Raw genomic sequence first — 25,706 nt, 5'->3', positions numbered from 1 at the left:
GGAGGATGCCGGGCCCGCCGCGATACCGACGATCACCGCGACAGCGCTGTCGAGGTCGCCGCCGTAGTGCCGAGCGCGTTTGCCGGTTCGCTCGGCCGGCCTGCACCGCCGGTCTCCGGAGCCGCGTCGGCTCCAGGTTCGGGAATTCCGTACTTGTCCCACCACCTCGCCAGCGGCGCGGGAGCCCACCACGCCTTGCTGCCGAGCAGCCGCATCGTCGCGGGCACCAGCAGGCCGCGCACGATGGTGGCGTCCAGGAAGATGGCCACCACCAGGCCGACGCCGATCATCTTGACGATCGTGATGCCGGAGAAGACGAAGGCGCCGAGCACGACGGCGAGCAGCAGCGCGGCGCTGGTGATCAGTCGCGCGGTGTGGCGGACGCCGAAGGCCACCGACTCCACCGGATCACCGCTGCGCAGATAGTGCTCGCGGATGCGCGCCAGCAGGAACACCTCGTAGTCCATCGCCAGGCCGAAGGCGATCGCCATGATCATCATCGGCATGTTCGCGTCCATGTAGCCCGCGGGCACGAAATTCAGTGGGCCGGAGAGGAAACCGTACTGGAAGATGAGCGCCACGATGCCGAAGGCGGCGAACAGCGACAGCAGGTTCATCAGCACCGACTTCAACGGCAGCAGCACCGAGCCGAAGGCAAGGAACAGCACCGCGAACGACACCAACGTCACGATCAGCAGCATCCAGGGCAGCCGCTCGGTGAGCATGTCGAGCAGGTCGGCCACCGCCGCGGGGCGGTTGGTGAACGACGAGGTGGCGTCGGCGGGCGGTTCGACGGCCCGCAGTTCGCGCACCACGTCGCGGATCGGCGCGTCCATCGAGTCCAGTGAGTAACCGAGCGTGACGCGGGCCAGATCGCCCGCCGTTCCGGTCACGGTGGCGCTGTCCACGCCCTGCACCGCGCGCAGGCGGTCGAGGTAGGCCGAAAGCGCCTGCTGGGATTGCGGACTCGCGGCGTCTCCGGGCATGTCGACCACCGCGGTGATCACCTTGGTCGGATCGAGCGGGAAGTCCCGATCGAGCTCCGCCGAGACGACCCGGCTGTCGGTGCCGTCGGGCAGCGCCCAGTCGGCGGGCCGCGTCCAGGTCGCGCCGAGCAGTGGCAGGCCGAGCAGCACCAGTGCGAGACCGATGCTCGACGCGGCGAGCACGGGGCGGCGCATCACCGCGTGGGCGACCTTGTACCAGCGCGAGCCCGGCTCGCCGCCGCCCTTGCCGAACGACGGCAGCGGGATGCGCAGCGAGTTGATGCGCAGGCCGGCGAAACGCAGCAGGGCGGGCATCACGATCAGCGCGCCGAGCACCGCGAACAACACCACGCTGACGCCCGAGTAGCCGAGCGAGGTGAGGAACCGCGACGGGAAGATCACCAGGCCGCCCAGGGTGACTGCGACGGTGATGCCGGAGACGGCGACGGTACGGCCAGCGGTGGCCATGGTGATGCCGATGGCATCGTCGACCGAGCGGCCCGCCGCCAGCTCGTCACGGAACCGGTTGACGATGAGTAGCGCGTAGTCGATGGCGAGGCCGAGGCCGAGCAGGACGACCAGGTTGATGGAGAAGGTGGACAGATCGGTGAACGTGCCGACCACGCGCAGTACCGCGAGCGAGCCGATCGAGACGACGACGCCGACCGCGAGCGGCAGCGCCGCGGCGATGGCGCTACGGAAGATGACGATCAGCAGGAGCAGCAGCAGCGGGAAGGAGATCAACTCGGCGCGCGCGAGATCTTCCTCGGTGATCTCGTTGAACTGGTCGTTCACCGCGACCAGTCCGCCGAAGCGGACCTCGAGGCCGGGCTGATCGAACAGGTGCTCGATCTCGCGCCACACCACCACCCGCTTTTCCTCGATCTGGCCGGGCAGCTGCATGGAGATGTAGGTCTTGTGCCGGTCGGCCGAGACGAAATCGGGGGAGCCCGTGCTCCAGAACGTCTCCAGCCAGGTGTAGGAGTCGCGGGGGATCTTGGCGACCCCGTTCTCGACCCGCTCGCGGTAGCGCGGATCGTCGACGGTCATGTCCGCGCTCTCGTACATGACCACCACGTCGGCGACGTGCCTGCCGAGGGTGGTCTCCAGGATCTCGTCCGCGTGCGACGACTCGCTGGTCGGATCGTCGAGTCCGGCGCCGCCGCCGAGCAGATTGCCCGCGCCCGAGCCCCACAAGCCGCCGAGCAGGATGAACAGAACGGTGCCTACCACCACCCATCTGCGATGGGCGGCGGACCACCTGCCGAGTTTTTCGAACACGATTCCTCCACCTATATAGAGTCGAACTATCCACTACGGATAGTGCTGCTATCTATCTGGAATGCTACGGCGGGTTGCCAAGAGCGGCAACAGCAATCAGACGAAGGCCAGCGCCCGCACCGGCGCGCCGAAGCCGCCACGCAACTTCGCGGCGCCGACCACGAGCGTCGCGCCGCGTTCCGGCACGGTGTCCAGCGCGGCGAGGTTCTCGATGCCGTACCGCCCGGAGCGCAGCAGCATCCGGTGCACCATCGGCTCGAACCTGGTGCCGACGTCCAGGCTGCTGCTGTCGGTGCCGAAGCCGACGATGGATCGTTCGGTGAGCAGGAATTCGGCGGCGTCGGGGCCGATGCCGGGGATCAGCAGGGCCAGCCGCAGTGGGTCGAAGGGCAGGTAGGCGGCGGGATCGTGGACCCGGTGGTACCAGCCGGTGTCCATCGCGACGAACGCGCCGTCGGGGATGCGGCCGTTGCGGCGCTCCCAGTCGAGCAGGTCCTCCACGTGCAGCTCGGTGGTGTTGTCCTGGGCCGCGCGCTCGGTGATGCGGACGACGCACAGCGGGGCGACCAGGTTTTCCACCGGGATCGCGTCGGCGTGCGCCAGGCCGCGCTGCGAGTGCGCGGGCACGTCGATGTGAGTTCCGGTGTGTTCGTTCATGGTCCACTCGGCGGTGTTGAAGCCGATGATCTCCTCGAACATCACCTGACGTTGCACCGGCTGGCGCACGTACAGGTTGAACACCGGGAATTCCGGCCCCACCGCATGGGTCAGGTCGCGCACGCTGAAGCCGCTCAGGTTCAGCGGTTGGGCCTGGGCGCGCGGCGCGCCGATCGCCCCGGCGGCGGCCGACGCACCCGCGATGCCGAGCGCGGCGCCCAGCGCGGTGCGCAGCGCGCGACGACGGCCGATGCCCTCGGCGGTGGGTGCCGCGCCGCGGCCGTGCTCGTGCGTCGCAGACGCGCTGCGCTCGTGCGGCGCCCGCGCACCGAGTTCGTGGTGCGTGGCCGTGTGGTGTCCGGGGTGCGCGGCCGCGTTGTGCTGATGATGCGCTGTCGCGTTGTGCTGATGATGCGCGTCCGCGCTGCGTCCGGCGTGCGCGCCGTGCTCGTGATGCGCGCCCGCGGGGTGTCCGTATCCGCCGCACAGGTCGTCGTGCGGCGGCGCCTCGGCCAGGGCGGCGGCGAGGATCTGCGGGGAGCACATGTCAGGAGACCTTCCGTCCGAGCGGGGTGGGCACAACGCCGTGCGGCGCGCGGAAGCCGGGCAGCTTGCCGAGCAGTTCGTCGAGGTCGAGCGTCGGGGAGGCGTCGGCGACATAGCCGTCCGGCCGGATCGCGATCAGCTTGCAGCCCGCGAGCTCGTGCTTCGGCGCGAAGCCGGGCGGGGCGTAGAACACCTCGCCGAGATCGGGCGCGGTCGTCGCCGACGGATCGCCGGGCACGATCACGTGCAGCCGGAAAGGCAAGCCCGACTCCTTGATTCGCGCGCGCAGCATCGACACCCGCCCGGCGTCGTCGGCCGACGGCGTCGCGTCGAGCACCGCGAGCAGCACATGCCCCGGCGCGGAGAGCAACCGGCGCAGCCCGGTCCCCGCGCCGTCCGGGCCGACGAGCGTCGCCTCCGGAATCGCGCGCCCGAGCGCCCGCCGTCCGCCGCGCTTGCCGACGGCGGGGCTGTGCCGGTAGTCGAGCTCGTACTGGGCCAGCGAGGGCACCAGCCGCTTCTCCAGCAGCCCGCTGCGGCTCAGGCTGCTGAGCACCAGGTCGCGCAGCGCGCGTCCCGGGCGGGAACGCACCGTCCACAGCTTGGTCTGCCGGTCGGCGGCCTGGATCACCTCGCGCGCGATCGGCATCCGCTCGGACTCGTAGCCGGCCAGCAGCACCTCGGCGTCCGCGCCGCCGCTGACGATCGCCGCCAGTTTTCCGCCGAGATTGGCCGCGTCCTGGATGCCGGTGTTGAGGCCTTGCCCGCCCGCCGGGCTGTGCACGTGCGCGGCGTCGCCCGCCAGCACGCAGCGGCCCGACCGGAAGGCGGCCGAATGCCGCATGTGCACCAGAAACCTGGTGGCCCACTGGAGTTCGTGGATGCGGATGGGGTAGGGCGCGCGCTTGTCGACCAGCTGTTGCAGGTCATCCACCGTGGGTGCGGCGTCCGGATCGCCGCCGATGGTGCTGGCGTCGGCGAAGACCCGCACCTGGCCGTCCGGCAGCGGCACGACCACGAGCACGCCGTCGGGGTGCAGATGGTAGTGCGCCTCGCCCGGCGGCACCGGCGCCGTGATGACGCCGTCGCCGAGCGTGTAGGACTGCGGATAGGTGCTGCCCTCGAAGGTGATTCCGCTCAGGGTGCGCACCGCGCTGTGCGCACCATCGCAGCCCACCACCCACTGTGCGGTGAGTCGTTCGACGTCGTCGCCGTGGCGCAGCAGCACCTCGACGTGCTCGCCCCGATCGGTCAGCTCCAGCAGTTCGGTGCGCCACTCCACCGGGACGCCCAGCGCCCGAAGGTTCTCGACGAGTACGGATTCCACCGACGGCTGGGTGATGATCAGCGGCTCGGCGTCGTTGCCGGTCGTCGGCCCGAAACGCACCTGCGCGACGGGACGTCCGCCGGAGAAGTAGCGGGCGGCGGTCATCGGGAGGCCCCGCGCGCGCACCGCGTCCCCGGTGCCGTGGCGGTCGAGCACGTCGAGGGCGCCGTCCCACATCGTCAGCGCGCGCGCCTGATTGGCGGGCCTGTCGACGGCGCGATCGATGATCCGGCAGGTCAGTCCGTGCCTGCGCAGTTCGGTGGCCAGTGCGAGACCGGTCGGCCCCGCGCCGACCACCAGCACGTGCAGCGTCTCACTCATGCCTGGTGCTCCGTTCGGTGCAGGAAGGGGTCTTCGTGACCGGTCAGTTCCGCCAGCTCGATCGTGCCGACGGTGAGGACCTTGTCGAACTGGCGCAGTTCCAGCTCGACGCGGGCCGTGCCGGGCCGCGTCGGATCCAGTGGCGTGCTGCGGCATTCGATGGGGGCGCCGAACTCGGCGAACTGCGAGAAACGCGACGAGCAGGACATGACCATCGTGTTCGGGGTGCCGAGCATGCCTTCCCTGACCACGGTGTCGATCGCGGCCTGCCGGAAGCCCTCGATGATGAACGGGCCTGGCACGTGGTCGTAGTCGTGATCGAACATGGCGGGGTGACGGCGGTCGGGCAGCAGCGGATAGTCCCAGGCCGAGCCGACCGCGACCGGCGCGCCGATCACCACGTTGCGCGAATCCCGGCGCCCGACGGCCGCCGGGGGCAGCGGCGCGGCCGTGTAGTCGGGGCCGCCCGCGGCGACCCGCCCGAGCTGGTAGGCGCGCAGCGCCTCGTAGTCGGCGCGGGCCAGGAAGACCACGTCCGCGCTCAATTCCATGGCGACGCGGCCGTCGACGGTGAGATCGCCCGCGAGTGTCAGGTCGCTGAAATCGGCGCTGCGGTCCACGCGCGAGACGATCTCGTAGCGGAGAACGCCCTGCAACGGGGTCCTCTCGTCGTCGCGGAAGGCCTCCCGATCGGTGACGTCGAACTCGTAGCGCTGCATGCTGAACGGCAGCCCCACCGGGACACCGACGTGCTGGTGCAGGATCACGAACGAGCCCTGCCGCGCGGCCTCGGCCATCGCGAACGGATCGTGGTAGACCGTGGTCCGGTCGTACCAGAGGCTGTGCGCCCGCGGGACCTGGACCGCGGTGTAGAAGGTGGAATCGCCGTCGGCGACCGAGTCGGAGACGAACACCTCTCCGAGTGCGCGCCGGTGCGCGTGCGACCGCGCCACGGTGCGATCGAAGGTCAGCGTGGAAGGCGGTGCGGGGAACCGGGTTTCGGTTTCGGTCATCGTTTCACTCCTTGCCCATCGGTGCGGCGAGACCGCGGCGGATCGTCCGGAGCACGCCGGCTTCGGACTCGTCGAGGTAGAAGTGGCCCCCGGGGAACTGACGCCACCGCGCCGTCGCGGTGGTGCAGTCCTGCCAGGCGGCCAGCTCTTCGGTCGGGGTCATCGGGTCGTCCACGCCGCCGAGGGCGGTGATGGGGACCGAAAGGGTGCGTGCGCCGCGATAGCGGTAGTCGGCGCCGAGCATCAGGTCGGCGCGCAGCGTCGGCGCGAAATGCTCGGCCAGTTCGGGGGTATTCAGGATCGCCTCCGGCACGCCGCGGTACACCTGGTCGACGAGCCGCAGCAGGCCGGTGTCGTCCTCGGGCAGCTCGAGGGCGAACTGTCGCCGCGGGTGCGCGCGGGCCGAGACGAACAAGTGCTCGGGCGGCAGTTCGGCCTCGGTGAGCCGCAGCGCCACATCGAAGGCGAGCAGCGCGCCGAGGCTGTGCCCGAACAGCGCGACCGGCCGCGGCACGTGCGCCACGACCGCCTCGGTGATGTCGGCGATCAGCGGCTCCCACTGCCTGGCGTGCGGTTCGCGCCAGCGCGGCCCGCGTCCGGGCAGGGTGACCCACCACAGCTCGATCGCGGGGGCGAGCTGGTCGATCCAGGGCTGGAACATCCGCGGATTGCCGCCCGAGTGGGCGAAGCACAGCAACCGGATCGCCGGATTGGCTTGCGGGCGTGGGCAGGTCAGCACGCCGCGGTGCCCGGTGGGCAGCGGCGCTGCCGTCGAGGAGCTCATGACTCCGCCTCGCCGACGCTCGTCAGCAGCGACCCGCTTCCGCCTTCGTCGCCGCTCACCGCGGCGGCGGACTCGGCCTCGACGATCACCTTGGCCAGGTCGCGCGCGCTGCCCTGTTCGAGCACCTCGAGCAGCTGGGCCAGCGGCACCACGGTGCCCGACTCGGCCTCGATCTCGTTCTTCATCTCGACCACCACGAGCGATTCCAGTCCGTAGTCGCGGATCGGGGTCGCCTCGTCGATCTCGGTGATGGGCTTGCGCAGCGCACGCGCGATCCGTTCCCGCACGAATCCGGTGAGCGCGTCGAGCCGGGTCGGCCGGTCGACGTGGTGGGCGCGGGTCAGCGCCACGGGGCCGGACGGCCTGCGCTTGGCCGTCGCCGGGCGGACGGTGGCGTGCACGTGCTGCTCCTCGGCGACGCGCCGTTCCGGCAGCCAGTGCCTGCTGCGGTTCCAGGGGTAGTGCGGCAGCGGAACCCGGCCGCTGGGCGCTCCCAGCACGGCCGACCAGTTCAGGTCGTGACCGCCGAGGTAGAGCTCGGCGACACTGTGATCGAGCGACGCGGATCGGGACCGGTCGCGGCGCAGGCTCGCCGCCAGGATGACCGAGCGGTCGAGTTCGCCCGCGGCCGAGGCGATATCGCGGATCAGCACCGGATGCGGGCCGACTTCCAGCACGGTGGTCAGCGCGGCGTCGTCGGCCAGCGCCGCCTGGATCGCGGGCGCGAACAGGACGGCGTCGACGAGGTTGGCCGCCCAGTGCGCGCCGGTGAGGTGTTCGGCGGTGACGCGCTCGCCGGTGACGGTCGAGTACATCGGGACGGTCCCCGGCGCGGCGCGCACCGTGTCGGCGTGCGTCGCGAATTCCGGTGCGCACGTGGCGAGCAGCGTGCTGTGGAAGGCGTATTCGACCGGCAGCTCCTTGGTCGACGCGCCGCGGGAGCTCGCCTCCGCCGCGATCCGGCGCACCTCGGGCGCCGGTCCGGTGATCACGGTCGAGCGCGGGCCGTTCACAGCACCGATGGTGACCTCGGACTGTCCGGCCAGCAGCTCGGTCACCGCCGCGGCGGGCAGGGCGATGCTGCACATCGCGCCGCCGCGGGCGTGCCGCTCGGTGAGCGCGGCCCGCCGCACCAGGATCTCGAAAGCCTGCTCCCTGCTGAGCATTCCGGCGACGGTTGCCGCGACGATCTCGCCCATGCTGTGCCCGACGACGGCCGCGGGGCGGACGCCCCACGACTGCCACAGCGCGGCCAGCGCCAGCTCCACCGCGGCGATGCACACCTGCGCGACATCGGTGCGGTGCAGCCTGGTGTCGGACTCGGCCGCCAGCAGCTCCTCCCACAGCGACCAGCCGGCCAGCTTGCGCACGAGCACGTCGCAGGCATCGATCTCGGCCCGTGCGATGGGCTCGTCGGCGAGCAGGCGGCCCATCTCCGGCCACTGCGAACCCTGCCCGCTGAACACGAACAGCGTCCGGTGCCGCGGCCCGTTGCCGATGTGCCTGGCCGCCTTGGCGGTACGGGCACGGTCGACCAGCTCGTCGACCGTGTCACCGGTGAGGCACAGCCGCACCGGCAGATGTGCGCGCCGGGTGGCCGCGGCCGCGCAGATCTCGGCCGCGGTGGCGTGGTCGGCGGCCGCGAGCAGATCGGCGTACCGACCGGCCAGCGCCCGCGCCGAGGCCGCGCTGCGCGCCGAAACAGGAAGCACCAGAGCGCCTTCCGCGTGCGGATCGATCTCCTCGCGCGGTGCGGCGGCCAGCACGGCGTGCACGTTCGCGCCGCCGAAGCCGAACGAGCTGATCGCGGCCAGCTTGGAGCCGGTTCCACCGCCGAGCGGGGTGCGCTCGCGCGGCAGGCGCAGTCGCGTTCCGGTGAGATCGAGCTCCGGGTTGGGCCGCTCCAGATGCAGGTTGGGCGGGACTTCGTCGTGTTCGAGAACCAGCATCGCCTTGATCAGGCCCGCGATGCCCGCGGCGGCCTCCTGATGCCCGAAGTTCGTCTTGACCGCGCCGACCGGGCACGGCTCGTCGCCCGCCCCGTACACCGCGCGCAGCGCGTCGAACTCGATCGGATCGCCCAGCGGCGTCCCGGTACCGTGCGCCTCGATGTAGACGACGTCGGCGGGTGCGGCCGCGGCGTCGCGCAGCGCGCGCCGCAGCAGGTCGGTCTGGGCGCGCGGGCTCGGCGCGGTCAGACCGTTGGTGCGTCCGTCGTGGTTGGCCGCGGTGCCGCGGATGAGCGCGCGCACCGATCTGCCCTCGGCCTTGGCCAGCGATTCCCTGGTGAGCACCACCATGCCGCAGCCTTCGGCGCGCACGATGCCTTCCGCGCCCGCGTCGAAGGTGCGGCAGCGCCCGCCCGGCGCGAGCGGAAGCACCTTCTCGGTGACGGTGGTGGACAGCGGCGACAGGATCGTGTTGACCCCGCCGACCAGGGCGATGTCGCAGTCCCGGTTGCGCAGTGCCCGCACCGCAAGGTGCACCGCCATCAGCGACGACGAGCACGCCGTGTCCACCGCCATGCTCGGACCGGACAGGTCGAGCAGGTACGACAGCCGATTGGCGACGATGCTGTGCGCGCCGCCGGGCGCGGTGTAGGCGTTGATGCTCGACGGGTCGGCGAACTGCATCATCATGTAGTCGCTGCCGTAGACGCCGAGGAAGACGCCGGTCGTCGCGGCGCGCAGCTCGGCGGGCGTCAGCCCGGCGTCCTCCATCGCCTCCCAGGCGACCTCGAGCACTAGCCGCTGCTGCGGGTCCATCCGCTCGGCCTCGGCGGCCGAGATGCCGAAGAACTCCGCGTCGAAGCCGTCGACCTCGGCGAGCAGCCCGGCGAAGCGGCTGCTGTGCGCGGTGCGCAGGGTGCGGCGGCCGTCCTCGTTGTCGAACAGCGGCGTGATGGCGTCGTGGCCGTCGCGCAGCGCGGACCAGTAGGCGCCGAGATCGTCGATGCCCGAGGGCATCCGCACCGCGGCGCCGAGGATCGCCGCGGGTTCGGTGTGCGAGTCGACTGCGGCTCGCAGGGTTCGGATTTCGCGCAGCGCCTGGCGTAGTAGCGCGCGCCTGTCGTCGTTCGGTTCGGTCGTCATCGGGCATCCCCTTCGGTGGACAGGTCGAGTTCGGCCGACAGGAGATCGGCCAGTTCTTCATCGGTGGCCTGGTCCAGGTCCGCGTCGATCTCGGGCCGGGCGTGCTGCGGTGCCGGCGCGTCGGGGGCGGGCTCCGACGTCGGGAACATCCGCTGCGCCAGCTCCTCGACGAGCTGGTCTACGGTGGGGTGGGCGAAGATCAGGCTGGCCGGAATCCGTTGGCCCAAGCCGGTTTCCAGGCGATTGCGCAGATCGACCGCCATCAGCGAGTCGAAGCCGAGATCGCGGAAGGGCGCCGTGGGGTCGACCGGCCGCGTGGTCCCGACGATGGACGCGACCTGGGCGAGCACGAAACCGCGCACCAGCTCGAGTCGTTCGGCGGGATCGTCGATCTCGTGCAGCGACAGTGCCGGTACGGCTGGGCCGCCCGCGTTTTCGCCGCTGGGCAGCAGATTCGCCAGCAGCTCGCGGGCGACGGGCGGTGTGCCAGGACCGGCCAGCGTCGGCAGGTCGAAGGCGGCCGCCGCGAGGACCGGGCCCGGGTCGGCCAGCGCCGCCTCCAGCAGGTCCATCGCGGCCTCGGTCTCCAGCGCGGGCACACCGAGGGCGGCCAAGCGGCGTTCGCTGCCCACCTGGGCGGCCAGGCCGATCGCGGCCCACGGACCCCAGGCGATGCTGTGCGCGGGCCGTCCCTGTGCGGCCCGAGCCGTGGCGAGCGCGTCCAGGTAGGTGTTGGCCGCCGCGTAGGCGCCCTGGCCCGGCGAGCCGAAAAGCCCGGCGAGCGAGGAGAACAGCACGAAATGGGTGAGTGGCTGATCGAGGGTGGCCCGGTGCAGGTGCCAGGCGCCGCGCGCCTTGCCCGCCAGCGCCCGGACCAGTCGCGACTCGTCGAGATCCGCGACGACCGCGTCCTCCAGCACGCCTGCGAGGTGGAAGACGCCGCCGATCCGGCCCGCGCCGGCGAGTACCGCCTCGAGCGCGGCGGCGTCGGCCACGTCGACAGCGGCCACGGTGATCTCGACGCCCCGCGACCGCAGCTCGGTGATCACCTCGTCGGCGTCGGCGTCCGGCGCGGAACGACCGAGCAGCAGCAGCTTGCGCGCGCCGTGCTCGCTGAGCCAGTCGGCGACGCGCAACCCCAGCGCGCCGAGACCGCCGGTGACGACCTGGCACAGCTCCGGATCGACGGTCACCGAGCTCCGGGTGCGCGGCACCGGAACCAAGCGGGGCACGAGCGCCTCCCGATCGACCGAAACCTGCTGCGGCGCCTGCGGATCACGCAGGACGGCGACCAGGCGGTCCACGTCGGCGCCGCTCGGCGCGCCAGGCAGATCGATGACGCCGCAGGCCACTTCGGGATGCTCGGTCGCGATCACCCGGCCTGCGCCCCACAGACTGGCCGCCGACAGCCGCGCCGGACGCGCCGCGCGCTGGGTGCCGGGGGTGAGCAGCCACAGCCGCGGCGCTTCCCGCCAGGTGCGACCGATCACGAACCTGGCCAGCTCCACCGCGTTCGCCGTGTGGCTCGCCGCGACGACCGGGTCCTCGATGGCGCTCGCGTAGGCCCGCGCGTCGATGATGCCGCGCAACCCTTCGGCGGATTCGTCGACGGCCGCCACCGCCGCCTCGTAGTCGTGCGCGTCGGTGCGCACGACGCGGTCGCCGCGGGCGGTGAGGCGTTCGGCCAGCGCCGCCAGGGCGGGGTGCTCCTCGCCGAGGACGAGCCAGCTGCCACGCGGGGCGCGCCCGCCGGTGGATTCCAGCGGCTGCCAGGCGAGCCGGTACAGCCTGCCGTGCTCGGCGGTGGACGCTTCGGCCGTGGTGACCCGGAAGTCCATGGCCGAGCACAGGACTCGCCCGTCCTCGGTCAGCACGACCAGGTCGGCGATCAGATCCCGCTCCCCGTACTGCACGATCCGGGCGTGGCACCAGACCTCGGTGACGGGCGCGGCCGGGGTGGCGAACTGCACGCGGGTGGCTCCTGCGGGCAGGGCCAGCGCGTCGGTCAGTCGCGGTCCGGCCGCCGCGGCGACGGTGTGCAGGCAGGCGTCGAGCAACGCCGGGTGCAGGCCCGCCGCGTCGGCGGTGAGCGACGCGGGCAGCGTGAGCTTTCCGACGGCTTCGTCGCCGCCGCGGGAGAGCTGGGTCAGCCCGCGGAACGCCGGGCCGTAGTGCAGGCCGTTCGCGGCCAGGCGCGCGTAGAACTCCTCGAGCGGCACCGGCTCGGCGCACCGCTCCAGCAGTTCCGCGATCTCCGGGGCGGGTCGATCGGTGAGCGGCGCGGCCGCCCGGTCGAGCCAGCCGCGCGCGTGCGTGACGGTACCGCCCTGCGGCTCGGAGACGATCACGAATTCCGAACGCCCGCCTGCGGATTCGACCACCAGCTGCAGCGGCGACGACGTCCCGGGCAGCAGCACGTGCGGCGCCTCGAACGTGACGTTGGTGAGCACAACGGTCGGCGTCTCGCCGTCGGCGAGATCACCGGCGGCCCGCGCGGCCGCGCCGAGCCAGTACGCACCGGGGATGACCGGCACCTCGTCCACCACGTGATCGGCGAGTTCCGGCGCGGCCTCCGGCTGCAACGGCCACACACCGAGCTCGGGGTGCGTGGCGATCCGCGCGCGAGGCCCGAGCCAGCCCACGGCCTTCGCCGCGGCGGCGGCCCCGGCCTCGGCGCGAAGCAGGGGGTAGCGCTGGGCATTCCAGCCCTGCGAGGGGATCGGCACCGGACTGGTCGGCTGGTAGAGGCGGGTCCAGTCCACGTCGGCGCCACGGGTGTAGAGCAGGCCGAGCGAATGCAGGAACGCGAAGACCTCGTCCTCGTCGCGCCGGGCCGAGGACACCGCGACCACCTCCGCGCCGGGTGCGGCCGCGGCCGCGATCTCGGTGAGCGAACGGGCCAGCACCGGGTGCGGCGCGATCTCGACGAACGTGTCGTGGCCCGCGTCGAGCAGCGCGGTGATCGCCGTGTCGAACAGCACCGTGTCGCGCAGATTGCGCGCCCAGTAGTCGGGATCGACGAGCGTCTCGGTGAGCGGGCCGCCGGTGACCGTCGAGTACAGCGGCACGGTGGGCTGCCCTACCGCGATGTTGCGCACGGCCTCCCGGAGCCGGGGCCGCAGCGGTTCCACGGCGGGGCTGTGCGCCGCGAAGTCCACCGCGATGCGCCGCGCGAACACCCCGTCGGCCTCCAGCCGCGCCACGATCTCGTCCAGCGCGTCCGGCTCGCCGGAGATGACGGTCGCGCGCGGCCCGTTCACCGCCGCCACCGACACCCGGTCGCGGTACTCGGTGAGCGCCGAATCCACCTGCGCCGCATCGAGTTCGAGCAGCGCGAGGCCGCCGTGTCCGGAGATCTCGGTGAGCAGGGCGCTGCGCACGCACACGATGAGCGCGGCATCGGCCAGCGACAGCGCGCCACTGACGTGCGCCGCCGCGATCTCGCCCATGCTGTGCCCGCAGACCGCCGTCGGCTCGATGCCGAAGGCCCGCCAGGTCTCGGCCAGGGCGACCTGCATGGCGAACAGCGCGGGCGGCACGTGGGCGGTGCCCTGCGCGACGATGCCGCGCTCGGCCGACCACAGCCGCACCCCGAGCAGTCGCTCCAGCTCGGCGGCGCAGCGGCGCATCGCGTCGTCGAACGCGGGCAGCGCGGCGGCGAGCGCGCGGCCCATGCCGTCCCACTGCGAGCCCTGCCCCGGGAAGACCAGCGCGGTGCGCCTGGCGCGACGGCCGGGGGCCTGCGGCTCGCAGACCCCGCGCACCCGTTCGCCGTCCGCCAGCGCGAACAGGCCGTCGATCAGCTCGTCGACGTCACGGGCCACCACCGCGGCGCGGTGCCCGTCGTGGTCGCCGCGCAGCGCGGCGGTGGCGGCGGCGCGGGCGATCCAGTGCGGATCGTCGCGATGACGTTCGGCGGCGCGTGCCCAGCCGCGCGCCCGCCGCCGCAACCCCGCCTCGGACCGGGCGGTCACCGGGAAGAGCACGAAATCCGTTGTGCCGACCGGTTCGTCGGGCTCGGTCGCGGGCGCGGTGGACAACACGACGTGCGCGTTGGTCCCGCCGAATCCGAACGAGCTCGTCCCGGCGATCGCGGCACCCTCGGCGTCGACCGGCAGCGCCTCGACCTGCGACTGCACCACGACGGGAACCCGGTCCAGCTCGAGCAGCGGGTTGGGCCGCCGGTAGTGGACGGTCGGCGTCAGCTCCCGATGATGCAGGGAGAGAGCGGTTTTGATCATTCCGGCGACGCCGGCGGCGGCCTCCAGGTGACCGAGGTTCGATTTCGCCGAGCCCACCCGCAGCGGGCTTTCCTGGTCGCGGCCCGGACCGAGCACCGCCGCCAGCGCACCGACCTCGATGGGGTCGCCGACCGCGGTTCCGGTGCCGTGCGCCTCCACGAAGGCGACCCGGCTCGGGTCGACGCCGGCGGCGCGGTAGGCCGCGTGCAGCACCCGCTCCTGCGCCGGGCGGCTCGGGGCGATGAGTCCGTTCGTCCGGCCGTCCTGGTTCACCGCACCGCCGCGGATCACGGCGTACACGCGATCGCCGTCGCGGCGGGCACGGTCGAGCGTCTTGAGTACCACCACGCCCGCCCCCTCACTGCGGACGTAGCCGTTGGCGCGCTCGTCGAACGGCTTGCAGCGCCCGTCCGGCGCCATCAGCCGCCCTTTGCTGAAGCTCAGCGCCACCCTGGGCGAAGCGATGATGTTCACACCGCCCGCCAGCGCCACCTCCGACTCGCCCGCCCGCAGCGACTGGCAGGCCAGGTGCACCGCGACCAGCGAGGACGAGCAGGCGGTGTCCACCACCATGCTCGCGCCCGCCAAGTTCAGGCAGTAGGACAGCCGGTTGGCGACGATGCTCAGCGCGGAGCCGGTGCCGTCTGTCGCCGACACCTCGGTGCCCGGCGCGAGGATCGCCCCGCCGTGGTCGTACGACGACGCGCCGAGGAAGACTCCGGTCGACGTGCCCGCCAGCCTGCTCGGGCCGATGCCCGCGTCCTCGATGGCGTGCCAGGCGACCTCGAGCAGCAGGCGCTGCTGCGGGTCCATCCTGGTGGCCTCCTTGGCCGCGATGCCGAAGAACCCGGCGTCGAAATGCTCGACGTCGTCGAGGAATCCGCCCCACTTGGTGGTCATTCGACCCGGCGCGTCAGGGTCGGGGTCGTACAGCGCCGCGGCGTCCCAGCGATCCGCGGGGACCTCCGTGATGGCATCCACGCCCGCGCGGAGCAGGTCCCAGAACTCCTTCGGCCCGTCGGCGCCGGGAAATCGGCAGCCGATCCCGACGATGGCGATGCCATCGGCCGGGTCGGCGGCGGATCCCTTCTGCTCGGTGGTCTCGTTCGTGCCCGCGAGTGCGGCGGCCAGGGCGGCGGCCGCGGCGGCGACGCTGGGGTGGTCGTAGGCGAAGGTCGGCGACAGGCTGATCCCGGCCCAGCTCTGTAGGTCGTCGGACAGCTCCACCGCCTGCATCGAGGAGAGGCCGAGCGCGGCGAACGGTACGTCGACCGGCAGGCCCGCCGGATCGACGCCGAGTAGCTCGGCGATCCGCGCGATCAGCCAGGCTTCGATCTCGGGTGTGGACCTCATCACCGCACCGCCTCGGTCGCGGCCTGCGAGGTGATCTCGTCGAGCGTGCCGTCCTCGAACGCCGCGCGGGTCGCGCGCCGTTGCAGCTTGCCGCTGGAGGTCTTGGGCACCGAGCCCGCCCGCACCAGGACGACCCGCGCGGGGGTGATCGAGTGATCGACGGTGACGGCGGCGCGCAGCGTCGCGGTGAGCCCGGCGACGTCGGGCTCGGCGTCCGCCTTCAGCTCGGCCACCACGATCAGCTCCTCACCGCCTTCGCGGTCGACCGCGAACGCGGCGGTGCAGCCGCGCCGGATTCGCGAGTCGGCGTTCTCGACGGTGTGCTCGATGTCCTGCGGGTAGTAGTTGCGCCCGCCGATGATGACGAGATCCTTGCGCCTGCCGACCACGTACAGCTCGCCGTCGATCAGCGCGCCGAGATCGCCGCTGCGCAGGTACGGACCCGACTGCGGCGCAACGGTTTCGGCGTGGAACGTGTCCTGGGTGGCCGCGTCGTTGCCCCAGTAGGCCAGCGTCGCGTCCGGGCCGCCGATCCAGATCTCGCCGACCTGTCCGTCGGGCGCGGGGACCCTGGTGTCCGGGTCGACGATCAGCAGCTCGCGGTGCAACGAGACACGGCCGGAACCGACCAGCGTCTGATCCGCGCCCGGCGTGACGCGACCCTCGGCCAGTTCGTCGCGGCTCACGCTCAGCGTGACCGCGCCCGTGCCGCGGACCGTACCGGTGGTCATGAGAGTGGACTCGGCCAGCCCGTAGCAGGGGTAGAAGGCGTTCGAATCGAAGCCATGCCCGGCGAATTCGGCGGCGAACTTGGCGAGGGTCTCCGCGCGAATCGGCTCGGCGCCGTTGAACATCACCTCGAGCGAGCTGAGATCCAGGCCCTCTCGGTCGGCGGCGGGGATCCGGCGGCAGCACAGCTCGTAGGCGAAATTGGGGCCGCCGGTGATGGTGGCCCGGTAGCGGGTCACGGCGCGCAGCCAGCGGATCGGCCGCTGCACGAAGGTCAGCGGCGGCAGCAGCACCGCGCGGCTGCCCACGTAGATCGCCGGGACCACGGTGCCCATCAGGCCCATGTCGTGGAACAGCGGCAGCCAGCCGACGAAACGCGTTCCTGGGTGGAAACCCATGGACTGGCGGATCACTTCCTGGTTGTGCATGAGCGCGTCGTGGGTGACCACCACGCCCTTCGGCGCGGAGGTCGATCCCGAGGTGTACTGCAAGAACGACACGTCGGCCCCGGTCACCGGCACCGGCTCGAAGTCCGGTGCGCCCTGCGCGTCGGCCTCGATGCCGATCCAGCGCAGTCGGTCCAGTTCGGGGACGGCCTCGGTCAGCAGCCCGCGGGTCTGCTCGGGCGCGGCGCACAGCACCGCGGTGGCGCCGCAGTCCTCGGCGATGGTGCGCAGGGTCTGCGCCCGCCGCGGCGAGGTGATCGGGAACGGCGGGTACACCGGCACCGCGACCACGCCCGCGAACTGGCAGGCCAGGAACGCGAGCACGAAATCCGCGGAATCCGGCGCCACGATGAGCGCCCGATCGCCGGGCGCGGCGTCCTGCGAAATTCGAGCGGCCAGTGCGCGGGACAGTTGCTCGACTTCGCCGAAGGTCCAGGAATGCGATTCGTTTTCGCCGTCCGGTAAAAATGTGTACGCGATTCTATCGGCAGCGTCGGCGGCGCGCTGCGAAATTGCCTCGGCGAGCGTTCGAGCCCGGAGTGTGGTTTCCATCGCAATCCCTCCTCTATCAGCCGGCAGCCCCTCACGACGGTGCCGACAGAACAGGGACATTACGGGCGCAAGCGATGAAATGGACAGGCATAGAACGGGGTCCGAAGGGCGACGCGTGCGCGATCGGAAGACATATCACTTTCGGACGGAAATCTTTCGGAAGGAATAGTCCGGAGGAACTGTCACCTTTGTGTAATGGCGATCGATGCAGTGTGCCGGATACGGTCCCGCTGCACCGAAGAATTGCCGAACACAGAGCGGAGAAAAACTGTGACGAGCAACACAGCGCGGGAGCGCATCGCCATTTGGTCGGATTTCGGGGGAGTGCTCACGCCGCCGGTAGCCGAAACATTCGCCGCATTCTGCGCGAAGACGGGATTGGCGCCGGATCCGTTGCGCCGTGCGATCGCGGAAGTCACCGCGTCGTTCGGTACCGAGGACATGATGCTGCCGCTGGACACGCCCCTGATCAGTGAGGACGAGTGGCTGGAGCTGGTGCGCGCGGCGCTGCGCAAGCAGGGCGTGCACACGGAGGTCCCCAGCCTCGCGGACGCCTGGTTCGACGGCCGAAAGGCCAACGTGCCGTGGGAGAACGCGCTGCGGCGCTACCGCGACGCCGGCCTGTTCGTCGGCATGCTGTCCAACATGCCGCCCGCGTGGGAGCCGCACTGGCGGCGGATGGTCGTCGCGGAGGAGCTGTTCGAGGAGATCGTGAACTCGGCGCAGGTCGGCTGCCGTAAGCCCGATCCCGGGATCTTCGAGCTGGCGGCCGCGCGCGCGGGCATCGACCCGCAGCGGTGCGTCCTGGTGGACGACCTGCCGCAGAACTGCGAGGGCGCGCGAGCGGCGGGCTGGCGCGCGGTGCAGTTCCGTGACGCCGCGACCGCGACCGCCGAGGTGGACGCCGCGGTGCGTCAGCTCGTCGGCGAGGGCGTCGCGATATAGGCCGAGGCCGCGTCCTCGTGCGCCAGCCGGCGCAGAGCGCTGAACATCGCATCGCCGAGCGCGGTCCAGACGACCAGCGCCTCGGCCATGCTCTCCGCGTTCGGCTGGCGCAACAGCGTGTCGATCTCCTTGGCTGCGATCCGTTCGGCCAGTTCGGCGTAGTCGTCGAGCAGGTCCCAGTACTCCTGTCCCAGCCTGCCCAGGGTGGCGAGCACCGCCGCGAGCGTGCCGCGGGCCGGGTTGGTCTCGCGCACCTGCCAGCCGCGTTTGGCGATGAGTTCGCGGACCTGCTGAGCCGCGGCCAGCTGCGTCTCGTCCGGCTCGGCGGCAGGCGGCCTGGACATCGCGAACTGTGCCTTGCCCGCGGATTCCAGCACCGTCATCCCCGGTGTGTGCATCTTGTCCAGCACTTCCCTGGTCGCCGCCACCGACAAGCCGCCGACCTCGATCAGGGCCCGGACCAGCTTGAGCCGTCGCACGTGGGAATCGTCGTACTGCATCTGGTTCGGGCTGGTACGTTCGCCCGGAAACAGCAGCCCCTCGCGCATGTAGTACTTGATGGTGGGTGCAGGCACGCCCGAGACCTTGCTCAACTCGGCGATACGCATATCCGCCTCCCGTCCGCGGCTACTTCTGGTCGACCCAGTGTACGGGTAGACGGATAGCGACCAGTTCCGGTTGCTGCTCGAATGCCCCGGTCGGATCAGGGTAAACGGTCGCCGACGCCACAACCGCGCGCGGGCGCCGGGCGGACCATGCCCGGCGGCGCCGTCATGCGGAATTCTGTTGTCCCGTATGGGCCCGGTACCGATTCACCGCGTCTATTCGAGAGACGGCGCCCAGCTTGTCGAAAATGCTCCGCAGGTGCCGTTTCACGGTGCCCTCGGTGATCGAGAGCGCGTTGGCGATCTGACGATTCGTCATCGCCTCGGCCACGAGGCGCAGCACCTGCTCCTCGCGCGCCGAGAGCCTGCCCCGATTCGCCGCCGAGCCGGTGAGGAAGTCGCGCGGCACGCTGACGGTGATCTGGTCCTCCACCGAGGCGATCCCGCGAATCGCGCTGACCAGCTCGCTGCGCGAGATCTTCTTGTGCAGGAAGCATCGCACGCCGGCGTCGAGCATGTCGTAGAGCAGCGTCTCGGTGCCGGTCGAGCTGAGCACGACGACGGCCGCGGCCGGGCAGGCGCGGGTCAGCGCGCGCACCATCTGCACGGTGGCGCTGCCGATTTCGTCGTTGTCGAGCACGATCACGTCCGGATGCACGGCCGCGGCGAGATATCCGGCCTCGCTCCACGACACGTCGCCGACCACCGCGAAATCCTCTTCGGAATTCAGGAAACCGCACAACATCTCGCGGGTGAGAAAGTTGTCCGTCACAATCTGAATGTTGACGACCCGTTGCGCCATATCGTTTGTCGGTATCACCGAGACGAGGCGTGGAGCGGAACATTCCGAAATGGCGTCCGGCGCCGCATTTTCGATGTTTGCCGAGCGTCTTACTCGGGCGGTTCCACTCATTTTCACCACATCCACCTCGGGGTTGCTTGAGTCGGGCGCACGGCAAGCATCCTTGTGACACCCCCGTACGTTGCCGACCCGTCGGCCGATGCCACGACAGCACACGGCATCAACCCGCTGGATTCTGTTCGCCGATGAACCAGAGAACCGGCCCCGCCTCGAATCGGCGTCGAAACGACCACCGACACTTGGCATTTGGAACCTGAGACCGGTTATAGGAAGTGACCCTATCCGTAAACGGTTGTCTCCACAACCCAGGTGTTCCGCAGCGCACAATTCGGCTTGAAGTGTTCCCGATCCGTTAACACTTACCGCAAGGGTTGGAAACGTGGCTGTGAGAACTGTGTGCCGGAATTAATGGTCAAGCCACTAAAAATGGGGGCACTCGGCACGATTCGCCGGTGGGCCGCCGTGCACTCAGCGTCCGCCGCGGCCCTCGCCTGCCAGCCGGCCACGGCGGATGAGATCGCGTTTCGTGCCCGGAGCGATGGGCGGCAGCGCCGCGTCGGCGTCGGCCGTCGGCTCTTCGGGATTGGGGCGCACGAACAGTGTGACGGTCGCGGCGGGACGGAAGCCGCTGCGGGTCATCAATGTCGCCGAGGCGGTGTTGTTGTTCTCCACGTCGGCGACGATGCGCAGCGCGCCGCGCGCGAACAGCGCCGCCGAGCACGCGTCGACCAGCCTGCGCGCGATGCCGTTTCCCTGCATATCGGGCGCGACGGCGATCCACTCGAGGTAGCCCCAGTCGTCACGCAGCTCGAATTCCATGGAGCCGAGCACGAATCCCACCACCCGATCGGAATCCAGCGCCACCCAGCACGCGTTGTCCGGACTGTCCAGGTGCTCGGCCACGCTGGTCAGCGACCACGAGGTGTAGGGCTTGGTGCTGGTGTCGAAGACCTGGTGCCCGAGATCGAGCACCTGGCGCAGATGGCCGAGGCCCATCGGGACGAGCACGGTGGCGTTGTCCATGGCGGCCAGTGTGCCAGGGGCCCGCCGCTGTGCGGCCGAGGCGCGAGCGCGCGCCTCGCGCTGGTGACCTCGCGGTGACTCAGCGCCGCCACTCCCGAAGTTCCAGGTCCACGATGACCGGATGCATGAGCGTCGAGACGGGCGCGCCGGTGTCGCGACGGTCGGGCGCGAACACCGCGGCGGCCGCCAGCGAGGCCTCGTCGAGCGAGCGCGGCGGGGCGGGCGCGTCCAGGCGAAGGCGCGGTTCGGCTTCCCTGGTCGCCAGCACGAAACCCCAGTCGCCGAAGCTGGGCACGTCGACGTGGTAGGGCAGCGTCCGCAGACCCGCCGCGCGGATGGTGTTCGCGATGCACCAGTACGAGCGCGGCGCGAAGAACGGGGAACCGGACTGGACCGCGAGCGTGCCGCCGGGCGCGAGCACGTGGGCGGCCATCGCGTAGAACTCCTTCGAGTACAGCTTGGCGATCGAGGTCTGGTCGGGATCGGGGAGGTCGACCAGCACCGCGTCGAACGCGCCGGGGGAGTCGCGCAGCCAAGAGAAGGCGTCCTCGTTGACCACGCGCACCCGCGGGTCGTCGAAGGCGTTGCGGTTCAACGCGATCAGCCGCTCGTCGGTGCGGGCCAGCCGGATCATCTCCGGGTCCAGCTCCACCAGGGTGATCGTCTCGACGTCGGGGTAGCGCAGGATCTCGCGCAGCGCGAGGCCGTCGCCGCCGCCGAGCACCAGCACGGTGCGGCGCGGACCGGCGAGGGCAGGATGCACGAGCGCCTCGTGATACCGGTATTCGTCCACCGAGGAGAACTGCAGATCACCGTTGAGGTAGAGCCGGGTGTCCGGCGTGCCGAACGGCGAGATCGATTCGGTGAGCACGATGTTCTGATACTTCGTCCGCTCGTGCAGCACGATCGGGTGGGCGAACAGCGCCTGCTGCGCGGTCGCTTCGAACCGGTCGGCGTACAGATAGCTGCCGAGCAGCGTCGCCGCGACGAACGCGGTCAGCGCGCCGAAAGCCCAGCGGGCACGTGGGCGGAGTTCGGTGCGGAACAACAGGAATACCAGCGCAAGTCCCGCCGCCGCGTTCACGACGCCGACGATCAGGCTGCCGCGGATCTGGCCGAACATCGGAAGCAGCAGGAACGGGAAAGCCAGCCCGCCGAGCAGCGCGCCCACGTAGTCCGCAGCGAACAGGTCGGCCACCGCGCTGCCCGGCTCCTGCTTGCGTATCCGCTGCAAAAGCTCCATCAGCAGCGGGATTTCGGCGCCGACCAGGATGCCGAGAACGCTCGCGATCACGATGAGCGCCGTGGTGTAGATGTTCAGCCAGGCGTAGGCCGCGTAGAGCATCACCACCGACAGCCCGCCGAGCAGCGCGAGGAGCAACTCCACCGCCACGAACGCCGCCGCCGCGTGCCCGCGCAGCGGTTTCGCGGCGAGCGCGCCCAAGCCCATGGCGAAGACCATGACGCTCAACGTGATCGAGGCCTGCGCCGCGGTGTCGCCGAGCAGGTAGCTGCCCAGCGTCACCAGCGACAGTTCGTAGACCAGGCCGCAGGCCGCGCACACGAACGCGGTGACGAGCAACGCGATGCGGGCCGGGCGGCGCCGCAGCGGCGGTAGCGGCGCGGTGTCGGTGCCCGCGCGCATTTACGACAGGCCCGCCGCCACCACGAAGGACACCGCGAGATGCAGCGCCGCGGTGACCCACACGGCCGGGTGAATCGCGCTGTCCGCGACCACGTCTCGGAACTGGCCCGGGGTGAGCAGATCCAGCAGCAGGAACGACGACGCCATCGCGCCGAGACCGATCACGCCGTACACCGCGCTGGCCACCAGCGCCTCGCCGATCGCGCCCTGTGAGGTCCAGATCGCCATGGCCACGATGATCCCGACGCCGAGCAGATTCGACGCCACCAGCAGCGAGGCGTTCCGGTTCCGCTCGACCCAGATCTGTTCGCGCAGATTCCCGGGCGTGATGACGTCCACGAGCACGAACCCCAACGCCATCAACGCGATGCCGACGCCGGTGTAGGCGAGCGCGGCGCCCGCGTCGGCAGCTAGGTCTGCCAGCATGTATTCCTCCTGAAACTCCGACGATCCCCGAGCGCGCGGGCGTTATTTGCCACCCTGGCTGCGGTATTCGCTGCCCGGCGGCTGGCTCGGCCAGCCGAAGCCCGACACCGTCGAGTGATGGCGGCGGTACCCGTTGCCGTACTGGTCGACGAGGATCATCGAGCCCGTCCCGTGCGGGGCGACGGTGACGATGTCGTTGCGGTACTGCAGATAGGTGCGGTCGCCGACACGGCGGTTGTCCAGCGGCTTCTCGGCCGCGGCGATGGCGTTGCCGACCGCGGCGGGCGCCAGGGCGGCGGTGTAGGCGCGGCCGTCGTTCACCTGATCCAGCGAGGTGGCCCGGGAATACTTGGCGGCGATGAAATCGCGTGCGCTCTGAGTGTCTTTGCCGCAGCCGACGACCGAGAGCAGCAGCGCGGTCAGCGCCGCGAAGCCGATGACCGTTCTGCCGAGGTGGTTCATGCGTCCCCCCGTCGAGCGCCGGGCCGGGCCCGGTAGGTGATACGTCGAGTCCCCTCCGTCGAAACTCGACCGGCACTGTATCACCGACGCCACGGTCGGCGTCCAGTCCGCGAATTCGCCCGTGCGCTAGGCGCCTTTGCGCGCGGGGGTCTTCTTCGCGGCCTTCTTGGCCGGCTTCTCGGGGGTCTTCTTGGTGGCCTTGGCCGCCTTGGTGGTCTTGGCCGCCTTCGCGGTCTTCTTCGCGGGCGCGGCCTTCTCGGCGGTCTTCTTCGCCGCGCCGCCGGAACCCGCCGCGCGCCTGCCGCTGGCCTCCAGGCTGCGCTGCAGCGCCGCGACCAGATCGACCACCTCGGCGTCCATCTCGGCGGCCACGGGCTCGGGTTTGGCGGTCACCCGGTCGCTGCCGCTGGCGATCGCCTCGTCGAGCATCTTCTGCAGCTCGGCCTGGTACTCGTCGGTGAACTGGCTCGGGTCGAAATCGTCGGACATGGACTCGACGAGCGTCTCGGCCATCTTGATCTCCTGCGGCCGCGGCTCGGTCGCGTCCTCCAGTGATTCGAACTCGACGGCGCGCACCTCGTCGGGCCACAGCAGCGTCTGGAGCACCAGCATGCCCTCGCGCACCCGCAGCGCGGCGAGGCGAGTCTTCTGGCGCAGGGTGAAGTGGACCAGCGCGGTCCGGTCGATGCGCTCCAGCGTGGTCGCCAGCAGCACGTAGGCCTTCGGCGTGGTGGAGTCCGGCTCGAGGTAGTAGCTCTTGTCGAAAAATATCGGGTCGATCTGCTCGGACGGCACGAACTGCAACACCGGGATCTCGTGCTTCTCGGCGGCGGGCAGGCGGGCGAAATCCTCGTCGGAGAGGATCACCGTGTCGCCCTCCGGGGACTCGTACGCTTTCGCGATGTCGACGTACTCGACCGGCTTGCCGTCGACGGTGCAGACGCGTTGATACTTGATCCGGCCGCCGTCCTTGGCGTGCACCTGGTGGAATTTGATGTCGTGGTCCTCGGTGGCGGTGTACACCTTGACCGGGACGTTTACCAGCCCGAATGCAATCGAGCCCTTCCAGATAGCTCGTGCCATCACTCCATCATGGCCGAACCACCCCGCCCGCGCGACCGAACCGGAATCGCCGAGGTCGCGGCGGCGATTCGCACCCTCGATCGGGCGGGAAGCGCGGCGAACAGCGCGCGCATGGCGGCGACGGTCCCGCCGAGGTCGGCGCGACCCGACAGGTAGGCGCGTTGCAGTGGCGCGGGCAGTGCGAAGAAGGCGTCGAAGAACCCGGGAACGTCGGCGGGCGGCAGCGCGAGCAGCGCGCGCAGCCCGGCCGCGCGCAGGACATGAACGGCGCGCGCCGACGGCGGCCACGCATTCTGTCCCGCGGCCACCGTGTCGGCGGCGGCGAGCGCGGCCGCCACGCTGTAACCCGTTGCGGGATGGGTGAATCCGCCCGCCGCGCCGAACGCGCGCGGGCCCGGTCGGCCGCCCTGCACCGGAAAGCGCACCCGCTCGACGGGCTCGTCACCGCCGAGCGCGATACCGCGCGCACGCAACCGGTGCAGCAGCCGGGTGCGCAGCTCGCCGATGTCCAGCGCGGGCCGCCCGGCCAAGCAGGTCTCCTCGAGCAGCATCGCGCCGCCGCCGAGCGGCACCGCGTACAGGAACGAGCGCGGCGCGGCCGGGCCCGCGCCGTTGTCGGCGCGCCAATCCATGAACAGCGGCTCGATCCCCGCGGCCGCGCTCGCGTCGACGACCACCCCGTAGGCGGTCTGCTCGGCGCGAGCGGGGGAGCGGGCGATTCCGCGCGCGTCGATCACGCGCTCGGCGGTGAGCACCCGGCCCGAGGCCAGCGTCACCGCGCGCCGATCGAGCCGTACGGCGCGATCGGCGACGATCTCCGCCCCGTCGAGTGCGAGCGAGTCGCGCAGCCGCTCGGTGTCGAGCACGACGTAGGGCCGATCCAGCTCGTGCCGCCGCGCGCCCCACGCCGTCGGGCGCGCCACGGTCGCCGCAGCGAGCGTGGGATCCAGCCACTCGGGCAGTTCGTCGGCCCAGGCCGCGTAGGTCGCGGTCCACCGCCGCTCGGGCGACGGATCGACCGCGACCACGGACAGACCTCTGCTCAGACACCGATGCGCCAACGCGCGTCCGGCCGGGCCGAGGCCGCAGACGGCGACGTCGGCCGTCACGACAGCGGCGCAGGACGACGGCGCGGCGCGATCACGACTCGGCGCATCGGTTGCTGCCCTCCCATCGACTCGGTCCCGCCGAGCCTAGGCCCTGTCGCGAAGTCCCATCAGGCGCCTTCGCGGCCCAGATCGCCGCCACGGATGCATCCGGCCGGACTTCGAGGCAGGGCCTGGTTCCGGGCCGATCGGCGCCGAGCGGCAGCGACGGCCGTCGCCTG

General features: G+C 71.1%; 17 protein-coding genes. 1 reads left to right on the top strand and 16 read right to left on the bottom strand.

Annotated elements, in window-relative coordinates:
• Positions 1-32 precede the first annotated feature (32 nt).
• From AC3ERS_RS18205 to AC3ERS_RS18170, 8 genes are all read right to left on the bottom strand, one after another.
• Positions 33-2,267, bottom strand: coding sequence for an MMPL family transporter (locus tag AC3ERS_RS18205; RefSeq protein ID WP_431968976.1), 2,235 nt, complete (start codon positions 2,265-2,267; stop codon positions 33-35).
• 96 nt (positions 2,268-2,363) lie between these two features.
• On the bottom strand, positions 2,364-3,470 hold the full coding sequence (locus AC3ERS_RS18200; RefSeq protein WP_431968974.1) for a cyclase family protein: 1,107 nt from the start codon (positions 3,468-3,470) through the stop codon (positions 2,364-2,366).
• Position 3,471: 1 nt separating this feature from the next.
• Positions 3,472-5,118: an FAD-dependent monooxygenase gene (locus tag AC3ERS_RS18195; RefSeq protein ID WP_431968972.1), complete on the bottom strand. Its 1,647-nt coding sequence runs from the start codon at positions 5,116-5,118 to the stop codon at positions 3,472-3,474.
• On the bottom strand, positions 5,115-6,131 hold the full coding sequence (locus AC3ERS_RS18190) for an AfsA-related hotdog domain-containing protein (RefSeq protein WP_431968970.1): 1,017 nt from the start codon (positions 6,129-6,131) through the stop codon (positions 5,115-5,117). Before AC3ERS_RS18190 ends, AC3ERS_RS18195 begins: the two co-directional genes overlap by 4 nt.
• Positions 6,132-6,135: 4 nt before the next feature.
• Complete coding sequence (locus AC3ERS_RS18185; RefSeq protein WP_431968968.1) at positions 6,136-6,915, bottom strand: thioesterase II family protein; 780 nt, start codon at positions 6,913-6,915, stop codon at positions 6,136-6,138.
• Positions 6,912-10,007 carry a type I polyketide synthase gene (locus AC3ERS_RS18180; protein ID WP_431968966.1) on the bottom strand — a complete coding sequence of 1,032 codons (3,096 nt, stop codon included), beginning with the start codon at positions 10,005-10,007 and terminating at the stop codon, positions 6,912-6,914. The genes AC3ERS_RS18185 and AC3ERS_RS18180 overlap by 4 nt, the downstream gene beginning before the upstream one ends.
• Complete coding sequence (locus tag AC3ERS_RS18175; RefSeq protein ID WP_431968964.1) at positions 10,004-15,601, bottom strand: SDR family NAD(P)-dependent oxidoreductase; 5,598 nt, start codon at positions 15,599-15,601, stop codon at positions 10,004-10,006. The genes AC3ERS_RS18180 and AC3ERS_RS18175 overlap by 4 nt, the downstream gene beginning before the upstream one ends.
• The gene (locus AC3ERS_RS18170; protein WP_431968962.1) at positions 15,601-17,328 is read right to left on the bottom strand and encodes a fatty acyl-AMP ligase; all 1,728 of its coding nucleotides are present in this window, start codon (positions 17,326-17,328) and stop codon (positions 15,601-15,603) included. The genes AC3ERS_RS18175 and AC3ERS_RS18170 overlap by 1 nt, the downstream gene beginning before the upstream one ends.
• 270 nt (positions 17,329-17,598) lie before the next feature.
• Between AC3ERS_RS18170 and AC3ERS_RS18165 the strand changes: the two genes are divergently transcribed.
• Positions 17,599-18,273, top strand: a complete 675-nt coding sequence (locus AC3ERS_RS18165) for an HAD family hydrolase (protein ID WP_431968960.1) — start codon at positions 17,599-17,601, stop codon at positions 18,271-18,273.
• Here the strand turns inward: AC3ERS_RS18165 and AC3ERS_RS18160 are convergent.
• The 8 genes from AC3ERS_RS18160 to AC3ERS_RS18125 all read right to left on the bottom strand — a co-directional run bounded on the left by AC3ERS_RS18160 (position 18,243) and on the right by AC3ERS_RS18125 (position 25,488).
• Positions 18,243-18,881, bottom strand: a complete 639-nt coding sequence (locus AC3ERS_RS18160; protein ID WP_431968958.1) for a MerR family transcriptional regulator — start codon at positions 18,879-18,881, stop codon at positions 18,243-18,245. The two genes, AC3ERS_RS18165 and AC3ERS_RS18160, sit on opposite strands and share 31 nt — an antisense overlap.
• A gap of 163 nt (positions 18,882-19,044) precedes the next feature.
• A complete protein-coding gene (locus tag AC3ERS_RS18155; protein WP_431968956.1) occupies positions 19,045-19,650 on the bottom strand; it encodes a LuxR C-terminal-related transcriptional regulator in 606 nt (201 codons plus the stop codon).
• Positions 19,651-20,208: 558 nt separating this feature from the next.
• Complete coding sequence (locus tag AC3ERS_RS18150; protein WP_431968954.1) at positions 20,209-20,763, bottom strand: GNAT family N-acetyltransferase; 555 nt, start codon at positions 20,761-20,763, stop codon at positions 20,209-20,211.
• A 79-nt stretch (positions 20,764-20,842) separates the two neighbouring features.
• Positions 20,843-22,408, bottom strand: coding sequence for a polyamine aminopropyltransferase (locus tag AC3ERS_RS18145; protein WP_431968952.1), 1,566 nt, complete (start codon positions 22,406-22,408; stop codon positions 20,843-20,845).
• A complete protein-coding gene (locus tag AC3ERS_RS18140; RefSeq protein ID WP_431968950.1) occupies positions 22,409-22,834 on the bottom strand; it encodes a DUF350 domain-containing protein in 426 nt (141 codons plus the stop codon). It lies immediately after the preceding gene.
• 42 nt (positions 22,835-22,876) lie between these two features.
• On the bottom strand, positions 22,877-23,296 hold the full coding sequence (locus tag AC3ERS_RS18135; protein ID WP_431968948.1) for a DUF4247 domain-containing protein: 420 nt from the start codon (positions 23,294-23,296) through the stop codon (positions 22,877-22,879).
• A gap of 126 nt (positions 23,297-23,422) precedes the next feature.
• A complete protein-coding gene (ku, locus tag AC3ERS_RS18130; protein ID WP_431968946.1) occupies positions 23,423-24,379 on the bottom strand; it encodes a non-homologous end joining protein Ku in 957 nt (318 codons plus the stop codon).
• Positions 24,379-25,488 carry a lycopene cyclase family protein gene (locus tag AC3ERS_RS18125; protein ID WP_431968944.1) on the bottom strand — a complete coding sequence of 370 codons (1,110 nt, stop codon included), beginning with the start codon at positions 25,486-25,488 and terminating at the stop codon, positions 24,379-24,381. The genes ku and AC3ERS_RS18125 overlap by 1 nt, the downstream gene beginning before the upstream one ends.
• Between the last annotated feature and the right edge of the window lie 218 nt (positions 25,489-25,706).

It is taken from the genome of Nocardia sp. bgisy134 (assembly GCF_057708325.1).
The sequence above is the reverse complement of the archived record's forward strand: the minus strand, read 5'-3'. Positions and strand labels throughout refer to the sequence as shown.

Excerpts from the sequence above, each read along its gene's own strand:
- AC3ERS_RS18135 (WP_431968948.1), bottom strand. The coding sequence starts at position 23,296 with ATGAACCACCTCGGCAGAACGGTCATCGGCTTCGCGGCGCTGACCGCG.
- AC3ERS_RS18195 (WP_431968972.1), bottom strand. The coding sequence starts at position 5,118 with ATGAGTGAGACGCTGCACGTGCTGGTGGTCGGCGCGGGGCCGACCGGT.
- ku (WP_431968946.1), bottom strand. The coding sequence starts at position 24,379 with ATGGCACGAGCTATCTGGAAGGGCTCGATTGCATTCGGGCTGGTAAAC.
- AC3ERS_RS18150 (WP_431968954.1), bottom strand. The coding sequence starts at position 20,763 with ATGGACAACGCCACCGTGCTCGTCCCGATGGGCCTCGGCCATCTGCGC.
- AC3ERS_RS18175 (WP_431968964.1), bottom strand. The coding sequence starts at position 15,601 with ATGAGGTCCACACCCGAGATCGAAGCCTGGCTGATCGCGCGGATCGCC.
- AC3ERS_RS18160 (WP_431968958.1), bottom strand. The coding sequence starts at position 18,881 with ATGCGTATCGCCGAGTTGAGCAAGGTCTCGGGCGTGCCTGCACCCACC.
- AC3ERS_RS18185 (WP_431968968.1), bottom strand. The coding sequence starts at position 6,915 with ATGAGCTCCTCGACGGCAGCGCCGCTGCCCACCGGGCACCGCGGCGTG.
- AC3ERS_RS18140 (WP_431968950.1), bottom strand. The coding sequence starts at position 22,834 with ATGCTGGCAGACCTAGCTGCCGACGCGGGCGCCGCGCTCGCCTACACC.
- AC3ERS_RS18190 (WP_431968970.1), bottom strand. The coding sequence starts at position 6,131 with ATGACCGAAACCGAAACCCGGTTCCCCGCACCGCCTTCCACGCTGACC.
- AC3ERS_RS18200 (WP_431968974.1), bottom strand. The coding sequence starts at position 3,470 with ATGTGCTCCCCGCAGATCCTCGCCGCCGCCCTGGCCGAGGCGCCGCCG.
- AC3ERS_RS18145 (WP_431968952.1), bottom strand. The coding sequence starts at position 22,408 with ATGCGCGCGGGCACCGACACCGCGCCGCTACCGCCGCTGCGGCGCCGC.
- AC3ERS_RS18170 (WP_431968962.1), bottom strand. The coding sequence starts at position 17,328 with ATGGAAACCACACTCCGGGCTCGAACGCTCGCCGAGGCAATTTCGCAG.
- AC3ERS_RS18180 (WP_431968966.1), bottom strand. The coding sequence starts at position 10,007 with ATGACGACCGAACCGAACGACGACAGGCGCGCGCTACTACGCCAGGCG.